We start from the raw sequence: 22,449 nt of genomic DNA on the forward strand, positions 1-22,449 counted from the left end.
TTTTATATTATCTCAATAGGGTTATTGTTCCTTTTTTAGTTGTTTTTGAACCATCTTTCAGTTCGGCTTCAAACTGGTAGACATAGACTCCATTCGGCTGTATCTCGCCTTTGTAAGTACCATCCCATCCATTTTGAATGTTATTGGACTCGAAAAGAAACTGACCCCATTGGTTGTATATGCGGAGTTTCATCCTGGCGATTGTATTTCCATACACAAACAATAAATCATTCTTACCATCATTATTTGGAGTGAATGTATTTGGAATAAATATCTGGTTACCGGCAGGGTTATCTGCTTTTGAACTAAAGGTTGTTGCATCGCTCATCTGACAAGCCAATTGTCCGATTGCCCTCACTTTGATTGCGGCATCCTGATCTGGTTTTAAGCCTTGGATGATATGCGTCATTCCCGTTGTTCCTGAACTTGGCGTCAACCAGGTGGTACCACCATCTACAGATACTTCATAACCTCTTGCGCCTGTTACTGCGGCCCACATGAAGGTGATACTTGTTGCGGTAGCTGACTGCAGAGCAACCATTGGTGCAGCAAGTTTTGGCAAGATCGTCAGGGTTACTGTGGTACGACTGCTGCTGACACAACCGGTCGCTGGATTTACACTACCTACATAATAAGTGGTGGTTGCTGTTAATCCAGGTGTAGTAAAGCTGGTTCCTTCAATGATGTGGGTTCCACCGGTTTCTACACTGTACCAACGATAAGTCAATGTTGGGTCTGGACTGTTGACCGTTAATATAGCGGTGTTACTGCTACATAAAGGGTCTGTTGCTCCGGAAACCGATGCTGGTGCAGTTGGTAATGCGGAAACAGAAACTACGACCATAGTGCGGCTGGTGCTGACACAAGTGGCTGTGACCGCTTCTGCGTAGAAAGTACTGGTTGCATTGATTGGACCGGTTGTAAAATCAACGCCGGTTCCTAATGCGGTTCCTGCAGTTGCAGTATTGTACCAATTGTAGGTAATTCCAGCAACTGGATTGGCGATCGACAATACTGCTTTTGTACCTGAACAAGCGGTTACGGCTGCTGATACTACCGAAGGCACATCAGGTTTCACATTAACGGTTACAGTTACTTTTACTCTTCCTGCTGACGAACCACATCCTGAAGTATTGGTGGCCAGCAAATAGTAATCTTTAGTCAGGATTAATGCTCCTGTTGGTAAAGATGATCCGCTACCTAGTAAAGTACCACCTGTTGCGGCATCGTACCATTGGTAGGTTGTTCCTGTTCTTGGGCTTTGTACACTTAGGGTGGTGTTTTCTCCTGCGCAAATTCCCAGACTTCCACCATTCACAATTACTGGTACTTCTGGCAATGCATTAACGGTTACGATCACCTCCTTAGCTGTTCCAGGAAGGTTTTCACATTTATTGGCTCCTTTTACCGTCACATAGTAAGTGGTGGTATTGGTAAACACTTTTTCCAATATCGGTCCGGTAAATACTGCATTGGTTAATGCAGCATCGGTATACCAGGTAAATACCGGACTGGTAATGGTGGTATTGGCTGCTGTTAATTTAACTGATGTTCCTTCACAAACCGGCGCTTCCGCACCTGAAACGATCAGGTCTAGTGCTGTTGCTGGTGGGTTTACGATCAGGGTTACAATTTTAGCATCACCCAGGGCATTCTGGCATCTGTTTGAACCGGATACCGTTACATAATAGGTCGTTGTACTGGTTACCACAGGTTCGAATACCGGGCCATTTGAGGCAACAACGGTAAGCGCTGCATCACTGTACCAGGTAAAGACCGGACTGCTCACTTGATCTGCTGTTGCGGTTAGTAATGCTTTAGTACCCACACAGAATGGTGTATTGTTACCGGCAACATTGATATCAGAAGCCAGGCCTGTAGGGTTCACTACAATGGTGACTATTTTAGCTCCAGCGATTCCATTTTCACATCTATTGACACCCCTTACGGTTACATAGTAAGTTGTAGTTGCACTCAATACTGGTTCAAACACTGGTCCGCTGAAAGCTACATCCGTCAGGTTTACATCGTTATACCAGGTAAATATTGGGGTATCTACAGTAGCGCTGCTGGCTTTAAGGCTGGCTGTGGAACCTTTACAGTAATTGGTATTGACACCCGCAATGCTGATATCTGCAGGTGTTCCCGGAGCATTCACCACAATGGCCACAGTTTGTGCATTTCCAACATTGTTACTGCATTTGTTCGTACCACTTACAGTTACATAGAAGGTTGTACTTGCGGTTACAATGGGTTCATAGAATGCACCTCTGAAAACTTCTACTGTGAGTGCGGCATTACTGTACCACACAAACTGAGGGTTGTCCACCGTATTGCTACTTGCGCTTAAGCCTGCTTTTGTACCCGCACAGAAAGGACTGCCATTACCGGTTACGGTGATATCAGCGGCAGTAGCTGGTGTATTTACGGTAATGGCTACCGCCTTACCAGTTCCGGGAAGGTTTGGACATTTATTGTCGCCACTTACACTCACAAAGAAAGTGGTGCTTGCGGTAACTACTGGCTCATATAATGGACCGGTGAATAATAGGTCTGTCAGTGCGGCGTTGCTATACCAGGTAAACACAGGTTTTACCACATTAGGGCTGCTAGCCAATAAACTGGCTTTTGAACCTGCGCAGAATAGCGTACCTGCACCAGACACGTTAATGTCGCTGGCAATTGCAGGAGGATTTACGACAATGGATATTATTTTTGCATTGGCTGCATTGTTCGCACATTTGTTATCACCACTTACCGTTACATAGAAGATCGTGCTTGCGGTAAGAACCGGTTTAAAGATTGGTCCTGTGAACACCAATGTGCTCAAGGTCTCATCGCTATACCAGTTAAATACAGGATTGTCAACGGTAGTACTGTTTGCCGTTAGCGTAGCTGTATTGTTATTACATAAAGGAAGGTCAGCACCTGCCACCGTGATATCAGCAGCTGTTGCTGAAGGGTTTACAGTGAGGGTGATTTTTGTTCTCGCTGTAGTGCTTACACATGAATTTGCATTCACTGCTTCAACGAAGAAATTGTGCTCCCCAACGCTCAGGTTTGCTGTGGTAGTATAAGTACTGGTATTTGCAGCCAGTAGATTTCCTCCGGTTAAGGCATCATACCAATTGTAGGTTACCCCTGCTACAGCAGTTACTGCCAATGTAGTCGCAGGTGCATTTGGACAAACGGTTGTTGGATTTCCAATTACAGCTACCGGTGCATCTGGTGCAGCGAGTACCGTAACCGTGACTTTAGTTTTTGCACTTTCACAATTGTTGCGGGTAACGCTTACATAATAGTCATAAGCCCCAACAGTAAGGTTGCTGGCGGTGGAATAATTTGGTCCGGTTGCAGCGGCTGTAGTTGCTGTTCCGATATACCATTTATAAATATAATCAGGGTTAGGGTTAAGTACGCTTAACACAGCACCAGTACTCACACAAGCGGAAACCGTGGCACTTGCTACTTTTGGTGCAATTTGTACGCGTTGTACATAGTTCAGGTCTATGGTGCTTAAAACTGCAGCCAGACCAGATTTCAACCTCAATTCTACCGCATCAAATTGTCTTGCCGGCACGAAAGAAATGATTCCTTCGCTATCGTTGCTTAACACCTGAAGTGTAATTAATGGATTACTTACAGTCAGCATGTCATTATTACTCACCAAATTATTATAAGTAGTTAACTCTACAGAAGACAATAAGGCCAGATTCAATAATTTACCTGGTGTGGTGACACGAACACGAACGGTATCTCCGATATTCGACAGGCTGGTAAATCCAACAGTCTGATAAACTGAGGCACCTAGCGCGCCAACAGGCATTACTAATGATGAGGCTGTTGTTGCAGAATTATCCACTGCATTTTCAGGATTAAATACCCCTGTTAATACCGCAACACCATCAACACCTGAGTTGACCTGAACGGAGGCAAACTCGCAAGGTGCATCTACTGCCGGGCCAGCTGGAAGTACGGTAACTGTAGCCATAGATCTGGAAACAGAAGCACATCCACCAGGGAGCTCTGCGGTTACATAATAATTAGTGACCAGATTGGCTGCACCTGAATTAACTACTCCAGGTACTTGTAAAATAGCACCGGTAAAGAATGGGTCAACAGCATCTATTGTAGTATACCATTTAAAGATGGCACCAGCGGTGCTCGAAGTTGCAGTTAATACTGCAGGAGCACCTGAACTTACAGTCACTGATTCTGGCAATACCACAGGATTACTTAAGTTACCAACTACAATTGTAGCCGTTGTTTTAGTGGCAGAAATGAGGTTACAAGAGCTGATGAAGGCCTCTACTGAATAGGTTGCATTAACGGTTACATTCTGGATGGTAAATGTAGGACCATCTTTACCTGCTTGCAACACGTTGTTACTATCGTACCACCTGTAAGTTACTCCATTGATGGGGTCTTTCACAGTCAGCACCACATCGCTTCCTGAACAGGTTTCGACGTTAGCGGCAAGTAAGGTAGGCGCATCAGGAATGGATGTTACCGTTACAGAAACTTTTGTTTTATAACTCGTACAAGTTGCTGTATTTGCGGATACATAGAAAATGGTATTGGCAGTTACTGTAGGGCTAAAGCTTGGTCCGGTTGAAAGTACCGTTGCTCCTGTAGCATCATACCATTTATAGCTAAGGCTTGGATTTGGGTTAAGCACCGATAAAGTAAGGGCTTGGTTGGCACATGCTGTTGGGTTTTGAACGGTCAATATTGGCGCCACCATAACTCTTTGTGCATAGTTTAGATTCACACTGGACAATACACCGGCAAGACCAGAATTTAAGCGAACTTCTACCTGATCGAAAGGCACTGTAGGCACAAAAGTAAGTAAGGCCTGGGTATCATTACTTAACAGCTGTAGGCTAACCAGGTTATTGCTGATTTCAACTGCATCATTGTTACTAGTCGCCCCATTATAGGTTCCGACTTGAATATTTGACAATAAGCCAAGCGATAGTAATTTACCTGGGGTATTTAATAAAACTTTAACGGTATCTCCAACAGTAGAAATGCTACCAAAGTTGAGACGTTGATAAACATAGGCACCTAAAGCACCTACAGGCATCAACAGTGATGACCCTGTTTGCGTATCATTATCAAATGCCAGTTGAGGGTTAAATACTCCTGAAAGCAAGGCTACACCGATGACACCATTGGTTTCTGAAATGGCGGCCTCACATGGTACTGGATTTGGATTACCACCATTGTTTACATTGATGGTTACCTGTACACGGCTTGAAGAAAGACAGCCGGTCAGGTTTGATTTCGCTTCCACATAGTAAGTGGTGTTTACTAATAGTGGAGGGGTTATATAAGTTGGACCACTATAAACCGGGCTGGTTCCATTTAGATCAGTATACCAGTTATAAGTCACATCGGCTATTACCGGGCTGATGTTTAAAATTACCGTTTGTCCGGCGTTAACTGTGGTAGCAGAAGCTGTAACTTGTGGTAGGTTCACGATTGGGTTAACCGTTACCGGTACTGCTGTACGGGTAGAACTACCACAACCAGGACTGTTTGCTTCCACATAATAAGTGGTACTCGCTGTTAAGGCTGGGGTTACAAATGTTGCACCGCTGAATACGGAAGCACCTCCTGTCGCAGCAGTATACCAATTGTAATTTAGACCTGGAACTACATTATTTACCGTCAAACTCGCTGTGCTGCCATAACATACCGGCAATTCCGTAGCCAATACTGGCTCTGTCGGTGCAGGAGTAATGGTTACTGTAACCGGTATACGTTGCAGGTTGGCACAAGTACCTCTGCTCACCTCTATATAATAGGTTGTTGTTGCATTTAAGATTGGTGTCGTAAAAGTTGGCCCTGATGCCAATACCGTTCCACTATTTGCAGTAGCATACCATTTTAGATTGGTATCTCCATTTGCGGTAGCAGTTAAGGTAGTACTGCTTCCTGCACAAGTCGTCTGACCTGCGGCAGCTACTGTTGGATTTGGATAAATCACGGTAGCACCATAGATATCAAGTGTACTTAAGGCAGAAACTAATGCGCCGAAACGAATTTCTATACGGTCATAGACGCCACCTGCTGGAACAGTAGCCAGTAATCTGTTTGGATTTAACAGCGAAAGATTGATTAAAGTAGAATTTAATGGGTAAGTACTTACTATGGTTGTGCCGTTAAAAACGGTTACGGTAGCAGCACTTAGAACGCCCACATCTGCTAATCCGACAGGGAAACCAAGATCCAGGCGGATGCTATCTGCAGCGTTACCTGGGTTTGCAAAGATCAAACGTTGGTACCCGGTTGCACCCAGCCCAACAGTTAAGTGAATGCTACTGAAAGTGGCAGGATCTCCATCGGTAGATCCTCCTGCATTGGTGATCCCACAAAGTAGACAAATGCCATCAATTGCAGTTTGCTGTCCTGTTGCCGCATTACAATTCGCATTGGTTGGCAGTGGTGTTACGGTAACCAATACCGGAACTCTGGTTGCACTCACACAACCAGATGTATTTTGAGTTTCAATATAATAAGTAGCATCGGCTGTTAATGTTGGTGTGGTAAAGCTGGCACCGGTTGAAAGCGCGCTTCCTCCTGTTGGAGTGCTAAACCAGCTGATGGTATTTCCAGCGTCAGCAGTAGCCACTAACGTTGCCGTTTGTCCGGCACTGATGATTTGGTTTCCAGTAACCACTGCCAAGGCCGGAGTTGGACGTACGGTTACGATAACCGAAATACGATTACTAACTGCTGTCCCGGAAACCGCCTCCACATAATAAGTAGTGTTGGCTGTTAATGCTGGCGTAGTAAAGGAATTACCTGTAAAGATTGGGGTGTTTCCGGTTGCAGCATACCAGTTGTAGGTGATTCCCGGAAGGGAGTTCGTTGCACTAAGCGTTGCTGTTGTTCCTGAACAAGCACCAGTAGATGCCAGTACCGGATCTGCTACTTTCACTTTAATGACATAGTCCGTAGTCGTGGTATTGTTAGCTGCATCCTTTGCAGTAATCTGGAAGGTAAATGTTCCGCCAATTGTTGGTGTTCCTGACAAGGTATTGGTAGCTGGGTCAAAAGTTAATCCTGCTGGCACATTTGCCGAAGTATAAGTATAAGGACCTGTTCCACCGGTTACTGAGGGTAATACTACTGCTGGGTAAGCTGTACCTACAGTTCCATCCGCTAAAGCTGCGGAAGGTAAAGAGAGGGCACCAATGACTCTTAATGAATAAGTATTGGTTGCTTTAGTTCCCATATTATCCGTAACAGTTACTAAAACACTGTACAAACCAGATTGTGCAGGTGTTCCTGAAATCACTCTTGTGATTGGATCAAAAGTCAGGTCCAGTGGAAGATTCGATGCGGTATAGGTATAAGGTGAAGTTCCACCCGTTGCGGCTGGAATCGTTTGAGGAGTATAAGCTACGCCAACATTACCATCTGCAAGTGTAGCTGGAGGAAGTACTAATGCAGGACCAACGTTTACTGGATAAGTATTACTTGCCGTTTTTCCTTCTGCATCTGTTACCGTTACCAGTACTGCATAAGAACCTGCTGTAGTAGGTATCCCTGTTATTTCACGTGTACTGATGTTGAAATCATGTCCTGGTGCAAGTCCGGTGGCGGTATAAGTGTAAGGTCCGGTTCCGCCGGTTGCTTCAGGAATTTTTTGTGCTGGATAATTGATCCCCACGGTACCATTGGCTAAGGAAGCTGGAGGCAATACCAACAGCTCTTTTACCACAATGGTATAAGTTTGAGTGATGGTATTTCCATTAATATCGGTTACGGTTACCTTCAGCGGATAAGTACCCGCTTGTGTTGGTGTACCTGAGATTCCTGGAGTACTGGTGTTAAATGTTAATCCAGGAGGCGTGTTCGTAGCCACATAAGTATATGGCCCTGTCCCTCCCGTTGCTACTGGCAGCGGTTGGTTTGGATAAACAACAGTTACCACTCCATTGGGTAATGTTGCAGAAGGAAGTGTTAGTGCTGAGGTTAGTGTCAAGTTAAACGCGGTTGTTGCGATACATCCTTTGCTATCTTTCGCAATGATGGAAAAATTATAATCAGTGGTCGCGTTTGCAGTTGGTGTACCAGAGATCAGCCCTGTAGTTGACAGGCTCAAACCTGCAGGCAAGTTACCATCAGGAGCTAACGAATAACTAAACACGGGTGTTCCACCAGTAGCTGCAGTAATTTGTTTTGAGTATAAGGACGCTGCGGTTGCATTGTTTAAAGTGGTTGTGGCAAACACAATCGCAGGATTCACCGTTACTGTAACTGGCACACGATCCGTGTTGGCACAACCGGCTTTACTTACTTCCACATAATAAATAGTAGTTGTGGTTAAGCCTGTTGGCGAATAAGTATTTCCGCTGGCTAAAGAAGCTCCTCCGGTAGCATTTGCGAACCAGTTTAGTGTAGTCCCTGCTGCAGGTGTTGCGGTTAAAGTAGTAACTGCTCCGGAACAGATGTTTTGTCCGGTACTGGCAATCACTGGGTTTGGATAGATCACTTCTGCACTGTACACATTCAGTGTGGTTAACGCCTGTACCACGCCATTGCCCCTTAACTCCACCCTATCGTAGATTGCTCCAGCCGGAATAGTCGCTCTAGCTGTTTTGTCTTGAAGGAGTTGTAGGTTGATTAAACCAGAGCTTAACTGGTAAGTACTAACGATGGTGTTGCCATTCATGACATTTACCGTGATTCCTCCCAATACAGCAAGATCAGCTAAACCACCTGGCGTACCCAAAATTAAACGGATGCTATCTGTTGCTACACCTGCTGCTGGAAAGATCAAGCGCTGGTAAGCTCCGGCTGCCACTCCTACATTGACACGAATTGTACTGAAAGTTGCAGGATCTGCATCTATTGCGTTAGTTGGGTTAGTGACGCCACAAAGCAGACACAATAAACCATCGACCCCGTTGGTTTGTGCATTTGGACTTTTACAGTTTAATGAAGGAATTACTCCTGCTATCGATACCGTTACAGGAATCCGATTTGCACTTGGGCAACCAGCAACACCTAATACGCCGACAAAATAGGTAGTCGGACTGGTTAAAGCAGGTGTAGTGAAGCTAGATCCTGTAGTCAGTGGTACACCTCCGGATGAAGCAGCATACCAGTTGATGGTGCTTCCTGTTGTTGCAGTAGCGGTAAGTGTTGCTGTTTGCCCACTGGTTATGGTCACATTATCCACAGAAACTTGTGCATCTGCTGGAATTCCATTTACCGTAATTGTGACTGGTGTGCGGCTTGCACTAAGGCAAGCCCCGCGCACACCCTCCACATAATAAGTTGTATTTTCTGTTAAAGCACCTGTAGTAATTGTGCTGCCCGTGAATACGGGAGCTCCACCATTAGAAGCGGTATACCAATTGTAAACTACGCCGCTTTCTGCATTAGTTACTGTAAGAATCCCTGCTGATCCGGAACATATTGGATTGGCAGTGACAACAGGTAAAACAGGAATCGCAGTAACCGTTACTGTTGCACTATCCAAGTCTGACTCAGTCGAACATCCGGTTGTATTTGCAGAAACGTAATACATATAAGCTCCAGGATTTAGTCCTGTTTCTGTAAATGCACCTGTGGTACTGGTGCTGATCTTTGTTTTTGAGGTACCGCTTTTACGGTACCAATTATAACTGAGGCCATTAACCGGGGTACTCACACTTAAGTTCACCGTATTTCCGCATATACCAGCTAAGGCGCCGGCGGTTTTCCCGGCAAACGTTGGTTTTGCCACCGTAATTTGTGCTTCATGAATGTTTAGACCACCCCCTACAAGGTTTCCTCCGAGAGAAACACCATTGGTAAGGCTAACCTGAATACGATCAAAAGCCCCACCTGGGGTATAAAAAACAGGAAAAACTGCTTTTCTTGAAAGTAATCCCAATAAATCAAGACCGCCAAGCAGTGAATTTGCAGCTACAGCGGGTCCAACCGCCGTGTTTCCGTTAAAGGCTTGAAGTTTGATCTCATTAAATACATTGACGGTCAATATGCTTGACGGAATGGAAAGCCAGACTTTCGCTACCGCATCTGAAGCGGATGGTTCCCCAAAGAAAATGGTTTGAGAAATCGTTGCGCCAACCCCCACCAATCCAACCTGAAGTTGAGAAAAAGTATTGATGTTATTATCTGCTGCTGCTGTAGGATTTGTAGCCAAGGGGGTCAAGCTGACATTTATTCCAGCGCTTTCTCCAACACTGGCAAAGGAACCAGAGCCACAGCTTGCACCTCCAGGGATGGTAAAAGCATTATATACCTTCATGCTGGTAGAGCCATCTGCAATATCCAATAGTTTTATCTCGACACTTAGTCTAATTCGTACTGAATTATATTCATCACTTGAGGTGATCGCAAAGTAATTATTTCCTTGGGGATCCTGAACGATGGTAGTCATCACATTTGCAGCAGGTATTATAGTTCCAGTGCCACCGGCTGTTGCACCGGAATATGCTTCCAGCTTTACGGTCTCATTTTTAAGTAATCCGGTCAAATTAGTGACTAGATTTAATATACTCAGATTCAGTCCGGCAGTGGTGAGTGGATCAAAGCGTATATATGTTGTTTTTCCCGCACCTACTGGTTGTGGAAATTTTAGTTGTAACCACGCTTCTCCAACAGTACCTGTGAGGGCCGCCGCTGTATAATTACAAGTTAATGTTGCAAAAGACGTATTATCTCCAATTGCAGCGTTTCCTGGACCTAGTACCGAACCTCCGGCCGCGTCAGGCCGGGGGGGCCGTTCTCCCAGACCGATCACGGCAGTAGTTAATCCCGTGGAAGGAGCAATCGTTGCATAATTTCTGGTTTGGCCATACGATTTAAAATTATTTAACGTTAGTAATAAACAACTTATAAGAATAAAATTTATTACCTTTAAGTTTCTAGGCATTCCCGGGAGGGTAGATGTAGATTTCATAGGAGCGGAATTGGTACGACTTAATTATACTTTAGTGCAATTTTAGTCATACCTGAGCTCCTAAGACCTGTTCGAATTGTTCATTTAAGCAAAGCGAAATGAATCCCTTGTTCATTTTGTTCATTTTGCTGTGCATTAAATTTCCTCCTAAAGCAAAAACACGTATAAAAACCTAATCAACAGGTATTTATACCATAATGGTGTATTTTATTCCTTTTTTACTTGATCTACAGCTGTTCATTTTTGTGCTGAAAGCATTATATTCGTTTAGTTCAAGAAATTAACGCCACTCAGCCTACTTATGGAGGATATATTTACCCTAAATGAAGTGAAGAGTCTCATCTTGTTAAAAACAGGGATTAGAACCATCACTCCTGCTGATTGTAAAAGGATCTCCATTGAAATCAGCAAAACACTCAATAAAAACGTCAGTGAAACGACAATCAAGCGGTTATTTGGATTTGCTGTTGTCAAACACAATTTTTCAAAATTCACGCTCACGACCCTTGCTGAATATGTGAACAAAGAAGATGAACGGAATTGGACACCGACCTTAAGTTCCAGTACGCAATCCCAGGTACACACCTGGTCTGACATCCGTTCGCACGCTAAAAAGATAACCAACTTCACGTTAAAGGGCATTAAAAACAGATCTGGAATTCCTTATGAAATGACCATCAGCAGGAAATTCGCTGAGCATGATTTTGAAGATTTCATGAAGAGTGACTATAGTTATACCTGTTTTATTTCACAACCCGGCTATGGCAGAACCATTTTATTAAGCCATTTAGTAGAAAATTTTTTTCAGGCTGAGACTGCAATACATTTAGATTCAACGGTTTTATTCCTTACAGCGAGTAATATTTTCAATCCAGATCAGCATCACCTCAGCTTCGAAGATCGTCTTAAAATACAACTGGGGATTCCACATCAGGAGAGTTTATTAGAACATATCCAAAAAAACCATATCGACAGAGGTAGAAAATTTATAGTGGTTATTGATGGCTTTTCTGAGGTCATGGTGAAGGGGGATTTAAAAAAACAGATGTTTGAGAACATCATCAGTTTCATTTGTTCGATTGAGCACAATGATGCGATAAAGCTGGTGATGAGCATGCGCACTACAACCTGGATGAGGTTCTATGATTGCATCAGACATTCCGCATTTTTAAAGTCCAAATGGTTTCCAGGTAATTATTACAATCCAGATGAAGTGTCAAATGTTCCCCCTTTAACAGGAAAGGAAATAGACCGGATTATTCATATGATCAACAAATCTGATGATCATGAGTTAAATACAAAACTTAAATCGCAGTTAAAATTCCCATTATACATTCAACTCTATTATCAGCTGAAAGAGGAGGATCCTTATTTCAATTACTCGAGTAGCATTACTTTCCACGAGTTGATTTCCAGATTCATTCAGGAAAAGATCTATAAATCTAATTACTACACCGAGAAAATTCTGTTCCTTAAAAAAGTAATCCAGCTTACGGAGTACGGAAAGAAGGCAGATGCTGTGCCTAAAGATTTGTTGATTGCGGAATTATCTGCTTTTAAAAACGCCTATATGGAATTGGTTTCCGAAGGCATTTTAGTGGAGGAAAAGAGCCAGGATGATTACCAGCCGAGGGAATATGTACGTTTTATCTACCCACATATCTTCGAGTATTTCCTATTTATAGAGTTACTGGAAAAGTTTCATTTACAGGTCAACTGGACTTTCTTTGAATTTATTCAACGCAATTATGAGAACAATAATGTCCGATTTCACTTGTTGCAATGGACCGTTCGCTTTATCATCAGGATTGGTGATTTTAGCGCACTAACACATGTATTCGACTTGGATCTCCATCATTTTGAGCGCAATTACCTCATTTTATTTATTGCAGAAAACATTCAATTTCGCGCCAGGTATAGTCCGGACACCCATAAGTTATTGGCTCAACATAAACTACATGACATTTTGATCAAACAACTGATCAACTTTGATTTCATCGATTCCTGCTATAAGGAGGCCATCACAGTATTAGCGGATGTAGCCGACAATGAGGAACAACAGGTGATTTACCAAAGTATATTAGCGATTTTTGATGTCATGAGCATGGATCAAGACAGCATTGCTTTAAGACTAACAAAGATCGCAGCGATGGATTTAACCGCTTGGTCCATTAATCCTTATGAAGTTTGCTGGTTGATCTACTTAAAACTCAGTAACCGGGCCGATCTCTCCCACCCGCTGATTCAGGATCTTGAAAAACTACGTTATTCATTTGCAGAAAACAGGGTGGCTATTGACACCAAACAGGGTATTTCGTACCTGATGTTGATCTTGCTGAACACTTTCTACGGCACAGATGAAGGCACCATAAAAATTATCCAAGCCATCACAAAACAACATCCCAGGATATTTTCCAAAAGATCTCCCTTTCCCATATTTATCATGAATATTTATGGAATCGCTTGTTCTAAACTGAATCCGGGGAAGAAAACAGATCAGATGGAACGTATTTTAACTGAAATCCATCGGAACAAATCGAGATTTAAGCTCACAGAATACTCGGAATGTATATTTATGATGATGCAGGCTAATCAATTGCGCTTACGCGGAGAATTCGTAAAGGCTTATGAATATTCTTATGAAACTCTACAGGTTTTCAAAAGAAATGAACTGAATCTCAACTGCATTATGATCTATGACATCATGATTGCAATTTTCCAGGACCTGAATGACATGGTCAAAGTGAATGAATATAAATATGAAAGGCTCTGTTTTATGGAGGAAAGAAAAATCCCTCACCGGTTGTTAGTCACGGTAGGATAAATCCTTTAAATAGAAAAGGGCCTGCGCTTCAAGAACAGACCCTTTTCATCGTACAGGTTAGATTAACCCTTCTCTAACACACAAACTAATCAGTTCAGAGCTGGTTTTTACTCCAGACTTCCTAATGATATTTTTGCGGTGTGAATGCACGGTATGCAAAGAGATAAATAGCGTATCCGCAATCTCTTCACTTTTATTTCCGAGTGCAATCAGCTTAATAATTTCCATCTCTCTTTTGCTAAACTGCAAATTTAAGGCATGGTTTTCCGAGTCACGATTGACATTTACCGGCCATACTTTCTTCGTTCCCTTGGTATCTACCAGGGAAGGAATGTAATTGTTTACAGAGGTAATGTGGTTTACATTCGTATGAATATGTAGCACCTGAGCAATTCGACCTGAATCATCTTTAGAAAGATAGACAGATTCGTTATGAAATAATTCATAACTCCCATCTGCCAGTTTAAATCTAAGGCAATAGGAGGTTTTATAATAGCTTTTGATACTTTCTTTGTTCATTTGATCAAGCATGAAGCGCACACTTGCTGATTCGGTTTGGGCCACATAGTTGACATCCTCAGGATGAATGCGACCTAAAATATCATCAACAGTGGCTGTTGCCGGGTCCAGGCCTAACACATCAGCTATACCAGGGTCTACATATTTGATTTTTTTATCGCAAAAATCTACTACATAGTAAAAGTTCCCCGAGCTAAGAAATGAGGGCAAAAACTGATCTAAATTCACTTCAGGCAAGGCTATAGTCGAACGTGTATAAAAATCACTATACCTGTTCCAGGTATCGTATATGACGTTGTTATTAGATTCCATAAGGTTAATTAAATAGATTAAAAAAATAAAAAAGCGTGTTCTTTACCTTTTTTAAAAGTGTAAAATGAGTAGATGAGGAGGTTAATATGAGGTTAACCCCTGGCCGCTACCAGATACAATTATTCATTAACAGATTGACCTCTAAAGCTTGACTTTCGTGTGGTAGATTGATTTCGCTGACGACTCGTGAAGCGAAAGAATTAAGAGAAATTTTTAACATTGTAAATAGGGATTAGATTAATAATTATGGATTGATTAGATTCATATTTAAAAGGATATAACTCATGTTTTTCTTGACTGCATCATCTTTTTCCAAATCAAAAACTATCATTTCCTTCTGAAAGACCAAAAAAACAGGCTACCTGATCGTTTGGTATCAATAAAGTGACAATTGAAAAACGATACAAATGAAAGATTATTGCTTTTCTTGAAGAGCAATATAGATTTGAAGGGATTAAACTAAAGATGAGCATCGGCATAAAAAACGAGTTATGTTAATTTTAAAGAAATTCAAATGATTCACAACACTTAAGAATAAAATACTCCTAAGAGATTGAACTTCTAAAAACCTTTTAACCGCAAAAATTAATCCAAGTACCCAAAAAAAGCATCCCTATAACTAGTGATTTTATTGAACATGAATTCAATAAATGGATTACACATAGTTAAAAGGATGCTTTTATAATTATTTATGAAAAGTCTGAAGGATCAAATATGCAGGAATGTGATATTTCTTCAAAATGACAATTTTCAAGACCCTATTATTGTACTAAATAGACACAAAACCGTCACAAAATCCAGAAACCAACACACAAACACAAGATAGTGATATTCAAAAAAGTCATTAGAGAAAATACGATTAAAAATATTATAAACTATCCTGAAAAAAAGAAAACAAAATAGTTAAATAAAATACACTGTATTTCTCTATTTAATCATTTTCAACAAGTAGCCGCCATAGCCACTTTTCAGCAATGGGGCAGCCACTGCAGCCAATTGTTCTTTATTGATAAAGTTCATTCTGTAGGCTACTTCTTCAATACAGCCAATCTTCAAGCCCTGGCGTTCTTCTATCACCTGTACAAATTGCCCAGCCTGCATTAAAGAATCAAAAGTACCGGTATCTAACCAGGCCGTTCCACGGCTCAGCACCCCTACCTTAAGCCTCCCTTGTTCCAAATAGACCTTATTTACGTCTGTAATTTCGTATTCTCCTCTAGGAGAAGGCTTAATATTTTTAGCGATCTCTACCACAGAATTATCATAGAAATACAAGCCAGGAACCGCATAATCGGATTTAGGAGCAAGTGGCTTCTCTTCAATGGATACTGCTTTTTTGTTTTCATCAAATTCCACAACACCATAACGCTCAGGATCTGAGACCTGATAAGCGAAAACTACGCCCCCATCTGGATCTGCACTGCGCTGCAATAGTTTGGCCATTCCATCGCCATAAAAAATATTATCCCCCAATACCAAGGCCACCTTATCAGTTCCAATAAAATCGGCACCAATCACGAAAGCTTGCGCCAAACCATTGGGCTCCTTTTGTACTGCATAAGAGAACTTACATCCCAACTGGCTTCCATCACCCAATAATTTCTCAAAATTAGGAAGGTCATGAGGCGTAGAAATGATCAAAATTTCGTGAATACCTGCAAGCATTAAAGTGGACAATGGATAATAGATCATCGGCTTATCATAAACCGGCATCATTTGCTTACTCATCACCAGGGTTAAGGGATGCAGACGTGTACCACTTCCCCCGGCAAGTATAATTCCTTTCATGTATTAATTATTTTATTGCGTGAATACACTTAACCAGGCTGTCTCTCCAATAAGGAATTTCAAGGTTAAATGTGGTTTTTATTTTAGTTTTATCCATGACCGAGAAGGCTGGACGGCGGGCCTTGGTCGGATAAGCACTGGTAGGAATGGGATGTACCCGTACTTCTGTCTCAGAAATTTCGAATATTGCTTTCGCAAAGTCATACCAGGAACAAAGCCCTTCATTGCTATAATGGTATGTTCCATAAGCTGTTTTATGGTCCATGGAAATCAATTTCAGGATAACCGCAGCAAGATCCACCCCATAAGTTGGGGTTCCGACCTGATCTACGATGATACGCAGCTCCTCACGCTCAGCACCCAGTTTAAGCATCGTTTTCACAAAATTCCCGGCAAATTCTGAGTACAGCCAACTCGTGCGCAGGATGTAATGTGCTTCCAAATGACTTGCAATCTCCAGCTCTCCCTGAAGTTTTGTTTTTCCGTAAACACTGATCGGCTGTGCCACATCTGTTTCTTTCAGCAGCACAGGAACCTCGCCTTCAAAGACGAAATCAGTAGAGATATGGATCAATGTAGCCTGAAATTCTGCACAAAGCCTGGCCAGATTACCTGCCCCTGTGCTGTTGATTTTTCCACAAAGTTCCGGTTCATCTTCCGCTTTATCTACCGCAGTATAGGCAGCACAATTGATTACAAAATCAGGTGATTCCTTAAGAAACAAGGCCTTTAAAACCTTTAGATCTAAAATATTTCCTTCGAATTCATCCAAAAAAACAAAGCCTTGTAAATTGCCTGATGTGGTTAATTTGCTAAGACATTGCCCAAGTTGGCCAATTCCGCCAAAAACGATTACCTTTTTTTTATTGCTCATGATCTGCGTATTGTAGTTTATAGTAGTCTTGATAATTCCCTGAGGTTACATTTTCTAACCATTCGTCATTTTCAAGATACCAATCTACGGTTTTTGCAAGACCTTCTTCGAATTGTAGGGAAGGTGTCCAGTTCAGTTCATTTTGCAGTTTACTGGAGTCGATCGCATAGCGAAGGTCATGCCCTGCACGATCTGTGACATAGGTAATCAAATTCGCAGATGTCCCTGTTTCGCGACCAAGTTTTTCATCCATAATGCGACATAACAAATGGATCAGATCAATGTTTTTCCATTCATTATGGCCACCGATATTATAAGTATCACCAGCTTTAGCTTGGTGAAAGATCCTGTCTATGGCAGAAGCATGGTCTTCTACCCAAAGCCAATCCCGTATATTCTCTCCCTTTCCATATACCGGAACAGGTTTGTTATTTTTGATGTTATTGATCGCCAATGGAATTAGTTTCTCCGGGAAATGATGAGACCCATAGTTATTGGAGCAGTTGGAGATGACTACATTTAAGCCATAAGTGTCATGGTAAGCGCGCACAAAATGATCAGAGCTGGCTTTTGAGGCTGAATATGGGCTATGTGGATCATAAGCCGTTGTTTCCGTAAACATACCTGTTTCGCCCAAAGAGCCATATACTTCATCTGTACTCACGTGATAGAAACGATGATTATCATAATCACCTTTCCAAGATTCCTTTGCCGCATTCAACAAATTCACAGTTCCGATAACGTTAGTCATCACAAACTCCATTGGATTGCTGATTGAGCGGTCTACATGGGACTCCGCAGCAAGGTGAATCACTGCATCAGGCTTTTCAACTTGAAAAAGTTCCCTGATAAATACGGCATCAGTGATATCTCCTTTGATAAAACGGTAATTTGGATCATTTTCTAAATCGGTCAGATTCAATAGATTCCCCGCATAAGTTAGTTTATCAAGGTTAATAATCTGGTAATCAGCATAATTCTTAATAAACTGTCTGACTACATGAGAGCCAATAAAACCCGCTCCCCCGGTAATTAAAATCTTTTTCATCATTTTTATAGGTTAAAAGCTATTAGTAGGCATTATCTTCTCCTTTGATCATATTGATGACTGTCATAAAAACAATCTTCACTTCCAGCATTGCCGTCCAGTTTTCAAGGTACCAAATGTCATGTTGTACGCGCTTTTGCATAGACCCTTCTTCCTTGGTTTCCCCTCTAAGGCCGTTTACCTGTGCCCATCCGGTGATCCCTGGCTTTAGGAAATGACGTACCATAAACTGATTAATGATGGCGCGATATTCTTCGGTATGTTTCAACATGTGTGGCCTTGGCCCTACTACACTCATATTGCCCATCAAGACATTAAAGAATTGTGGCAACTCATCAAGACTGGATTTACGTAGAAATTTTCCAATTCCGGTGATACGATCGTCATCCTTAGTGGCTTGTTTTTGATCACTATCATTGTTAACCTTCATACTTCTAAACTTATAGCAATAGAATGGCTCATCATTACGGCCACTTCTAAGTTGTTTAAATAGCACAGGACCCCTGTTTTCCAGTTTGATCAAGATGGCGATGAGTGGATATAACCAGCTCATCAAAAACACAATCACACCGACACTGAAGATGATGTCAAAAGCGCGCTTTTTAAATCGGTTACCGATACTTTCCAAAGGCTCTTTCCTTAAGGAAATCACTGGAAATTCTCCACCTACATAACTGATGGTATAAGGTGTAGCAATGGTTGTGGCCATATCTGGAATAAACTTAACACGGAGACAATGTTTGTCGGCCTCCTGCAAAAATGGTTGCACCAAAGCCATTTTATGCGGCTCTAAAGCCACGTATATATCTTTTACACCGTTCAATGCAGCCTTACCCATTTTAGATATGAAATTTGTGGACAGGTGCCCATTTTCGTCTCCATAAATGCGACTACCATCATCCAGATACCCATAAAAATCAATGTTATATTGGCGGTCAAGATAATGCGCCAATCGGAGACCTGTTGGGTTAACACCAATCAGAGCTACTTTCTTACTGACATTAAACTTATGCACCAGGAGTGATTGAAAGGCTGTGCCCAGAAAACGATTCAAGACAAAACCGAATACCAATAAGGCATAGAATACCACCAAAAAAGTCCGTGAAAATTCAATATCTCTAGAGAAAAGCAGATACAAGGCAAAAATCACCGCATGCAATGCGATACTTCGCCAGGTTCCGCGGTAAATCCTTTCCAATCTTCTGGATCCATAGTCTGTGTAAAGTCCGAAAATTGCAGAGTTAAACAGCCAGGAAAGGTTACAAACAACCATATAGTGTTGCCATAACTCATAAGAAACTGTTTTCCCTAAATACTCCGTAAGATAATAAGCTAAAATGTAGATCAAATTAAGCATTACGACATCCGTAATTGGCAAAATATATCTAAGTAGGTACAAATAACGAGTCTGCATCTGATTTTGGATAAATTAAAGTTGAATTATTAAAGTATTATCAATAAATAATGCTGAAAAAACAGGTTAAAGAGAAAAAACAACAGGAAATAATCTTCCTATAATAAAAACGCTATAACATTTACCAAAATTAACTCCATTACGGAATAAAAAGCTCCCCACAAATAGGTATTTTAACAAAAACAACAACATTAACAACATCCACAGGACTTCATTTCGCAAAATGATGGGTATTTTTACAATAAAATAAGATTAAAAAATAAATCATTTATGAAAATCGCGGTAATAGGAACAGGGTATGTCGGTCTAGTAACCGGCACTTGTCTCGCTGAGACAGGAAATGAGGTGATCTGTGTAGACATTGATCAGCTGAAAGTTGAAAAAATGCAGCATGGGATTATTCCAATTTATGAACCAGGACTGGACATTTTGTTTCTGAGGAACATTTCACAGAAGCGGTTAAGTTTTACTACCGATTTGGCTATGGCAATTAAGGATGCTCAAATCATCTTTATGGCTTTGCCTACTCCTCCAGGAGAGGATGGTACAGCTGACCTTTCCTATATTCTGGGTGCAGCTGCAGATGTTTCAAAATTGATCACATCCTATAAAGTGATTGTGAATAAATCTACAGTGCCTGTGGGCACAGCTGATAAAGTAAAGGCCGTTTTTGAGGCCAATACAGCCGTAGAAGTAGATGTGGTTTCCAATCCTGAATTTCTAAGAGAAGGTGTTGCTGTAGAAGACTTTATGAAACCAGATCGTGTAGTGATCGGCACTAAAAGTGAAAAGGCAATGAAACTGATGACTGATCTCTACGCACCCTATGTGAGGTCTGGAAATCCGATTTTGTTTATGGATGAAAAGTCTTCAGAACTAACAAAATATGCTGCAAATGCCTTCCTTGCTACAAAAATCACTTTCATGAATGAGATTGCTAATTTATGTGAGTTGGTTCATGCGGATGTTGATGCAGTACGTTTAGGAATAGGTTCAGATGACCGTATTGGAAAACGATTTCTCTTCCCTGGTCTTGGTTATGGAGGAAGCTGCTTCCCCAAAGATGTGCAAGCGCTTTCAAAATCTGCCGAAGAACATCAATATAATTTCCAGATTCTAAAAGCGGTGATGACCGTCAATGAGAAACAGAAGACAGTATTGGTAGATAAAGTATTGAAGTATTTCAAAGGGAATTTGAAAGGAAAACATTTTGCCTTATGGGGATTGGCTTTCAAACCTGAAACCGATGATATCCGTGAGGCGCCGGCTTTATACATCATCAACAGATTACTACTTAATGGGGCTACGGTAACGGCTTTTGATCCTGAAGGCATGAACAACATTAAGGGTTTGTTGGGAGATCGGATTAATTATGCGAACAACCAATATGAGGCTTTACAAGATGCTGATGCCTTATTAATCGCTACAGAATGGTCCGTTTTTAGAAATCCTGATTTTGAAAAGATGGAAGAAATCATGGGCAACAAAGTCATTTTTGATGGCCGAAACCTTTATGATCTCCAAAAAATGGTTGATCTGGGATACTACTATAACAGCATTGGCAGGTCATTAATCTCAAATTCCGCCACTACTTTAGCTATAGAAGAAGCGCACAAACCAAACGAACTTGTGTCTTTATAACACCAGAAAAACATGGATAAAAACAATTATGTATTGATTATGGCTGGCGGTGTAGGCAGTCGCTTTTGGCCAAAAAGCCGTAATCATTTTCCGAAGCAGTTTTTAGATATTTTAGGAACAGGCAGATCATTACTACAAATTACTTATGAGCGCTTCTTAAAGTTATGCCCGGCATCGCATATTTTTATTGTTACCAATAGTCAATATAGCGACCTTGTTTTGGAACAGTTAGACGGGATCTCTCCGGAACAACTCATATGCGAACCGAGTAGAAACAACACCGCTCCCTGCGTCGCATACGCCGCTTTTAAATTGGCAGCATTGAATCCGGAAGCAAACCTAGTGGTCGCGCCTTCAGATCATTTCATACAATATGAGGCTATTTTTGTAGAGAAAATCCTAACGGCTTTAACTTATACTGCTCAGCATGAAGCTTTGGTTACTTTAGGCATCAGTCCAACCAGACCAGATACCGGCTATGGCTATATCCAATACGGGCAGGAAAGCGAAAAAGGAATTTACAAGGTGGAAAAATTCAGGGAAAAGCCCAACCTTTCTACGGCAATGGAGTACTTAAAAGAAGGGAATTACCTTTGGAATGCAGGGATTTTCATCTGGAAAGCGAAGTCGATTATCCATGCTTTGAAAAAACACGCCAGTAGCATTCATGATTTATTTGAAAGCGGAAATGCGTATTACAACCATCCGGAAGAAAGAGATTTTATTGACAAAAAATATCCTACGGCTCCCAATATCTCGATCGATTACGCCATTATGGAACAGGCAGACAACATTTTCACTATTCCTGCGGATTTCGGCTGGTCTGATCTGGGCACTTGGGCTTCCTTACATGAATCTGCAGATAAAGATGGCTCTGGCAATGTCATTTCTGCCAAACAAATCAACCTGAAAGAGACACAGAACAGCATCATTCAAATCAATTCAGATAAGCTGGCGGTAATCCGTGGGCTAGACAATTTTATTGTCGTAGATGATGGGAATGCCTTGCTGATTTACCCAAAAGATCAGGAACAAGAAATTAAAGAAGTCGTAAAGACAATGGCAGAAACTTATGGCAACCACTATGTATAAGCCTAAATCA

At 41.6% G+C, this 22,449-nt stretch carries 9 protein-coding genes; 3 read left to right on the forward strand and 6 right to left on the reverse strand.

From position 1 onward, the window contains the following. Nucleotides 1-7: 7 nt before the first annotated feature. Nucleotides 8-10,927: an Ig-like domain-containing protein gene (locus tag GM920_RS12750; protein ID WP_182957806.1), complete on the reverse strand. Its 10,920-nt coding sequence runs from the start codon at nt 10,925-10,927 to the stop codon at nt 8-10. Nucleotides 10,928-11,228: 301 nt separating this feature from the next. Between GM920_RS12750 and GM920_RS12755 the strand changes: the two genes are divergently transcribed. Further along, on the forward strand, nt 11,229-13,751 hold the full coding sequence (locus GM920_RS12755; RefSeq protein WP_182957809.1) for an NACHT domain-containing protein: 2,523 nt from the start codon (nt 11,229-11,231) through the stop codon (nt 13,749-13,751). A 57-nt stretch (nt 13,752-13,808) separates the two neighbouring features. Here GM920_RS12755 and GM920_RS12760 read toward each other — a convergent pair whose 3' ends face one another. From GM920_RS12760 to GM920_RS12780, 5 genes are all read right to left on the reverse strand, one after another. Then, entirely contained in the window at nt 13,809-14,582 is a 774-nt protein-coding gene (locus GM920_RS12760; RefSeq protein WP_182957812.1) for a LuxR C-terminal-related transcriptional regulator, read from the reverse strand. Between the two features lie 927 nt (nt 14,583-15,509). Beyond that, nucleotides 15,510-16,370 (reverse strand): glucose-1-phosphate thymidylyltransferase RfbA, encoded by an 861-nt coding sequence (gene rfbA / locus GM920_RS12765; protein ID WP_182957815.1) that lies wholly within the window; start codon nt 16,368-16,370, stop codon nt 15,510-15,512. A 7-nt stretch (nt 16,371-16,377) separates the two neighbouring features. Next, a complete protein-coding gene (gene rfbD, locus GM920_RS12770) occupies nt 16,378-17,244 on the reverse strand; it encodes a dTDP-4-dehydrorhamnose reductase (protein ID WP_182957819.1) in 867 nt (288 codons plus the stop codon). Next, entirely contained in the window at nt 17,234-18,292 is a 1,059-nt protein-coding gene (gene rfbB, locus GM920_RS12775; RefSeq protein ID WP_182958504.1) for a dTDP-glucose 4,6-dehydratase, read from the reverse strand. The genes rfbD and rfbB overlap by 11 nt, the downstream gene beginning before the upstream one ends. A gap of 22 nt (nt 18,293-18,314) precedes the next feature. Continuing rightward, complete coding sequence (locus GM920_RS12780) at nt 18,315-19,706, reverse strand: undecaprenyl-phosphate glucose phosphotransferase (protein ID WP_182957822.1); 1,392 nt, start codon at nt 19,704-19,706, stop codon at nt 18,315-18,317. Nucleotides 19,707-19,976: 270 nt separating this feature from the next. On the opposite strand from GM920_RS12780, the gene GM920_RS12785 reads away from it, so the two are divergent. Together GM920_RS12785 and GM920_RS12790 are read left to right on the forward strand one after the other, a co-directional pair. Then, nucleotides 19,977-21,347 carry a UDP-glucose dehydrogenase family protein gene (locus GM920_RS12785; RefSeq protein WP_182957825.1) on the forward strand — a complete coding sequence of 457 codons (1,371 nt, stop codon included), beginning with the start codon at nt 19,977-19,979 and terminating at the stop codon, nt 21,345-21,347. Nucleotides 21,348-21,359: 12 nt separating this feature from the next. Next, nucleotides 21,360-22,439 carry a mannose-1-phosphate guanylyltransferase gene (locus GM920_RS12790; RefSeq protein WP_182957828.1) on the forward strand — a complete coding sequence of 360 codons (1,080 nt, stop codon included), beginning with the start codon at nt 21,360-21,362 and terminating at the stop codon, nt 22,437-22,439. Nucleotides 22,440-22,449 lie beyond the last annotated feature (10 nt).

The sequence above is a fragment of the Pedobacter gandavensis genome (assembly GCF_014172405.1).
Taxonomy (GTDB): domain Bacteria; phylum Bacteroidota; class Bacteroidia; order Sphingobacteriales; family Sphingobacteriaceae; genus Pedobacter; species Pedobacter gandavensis.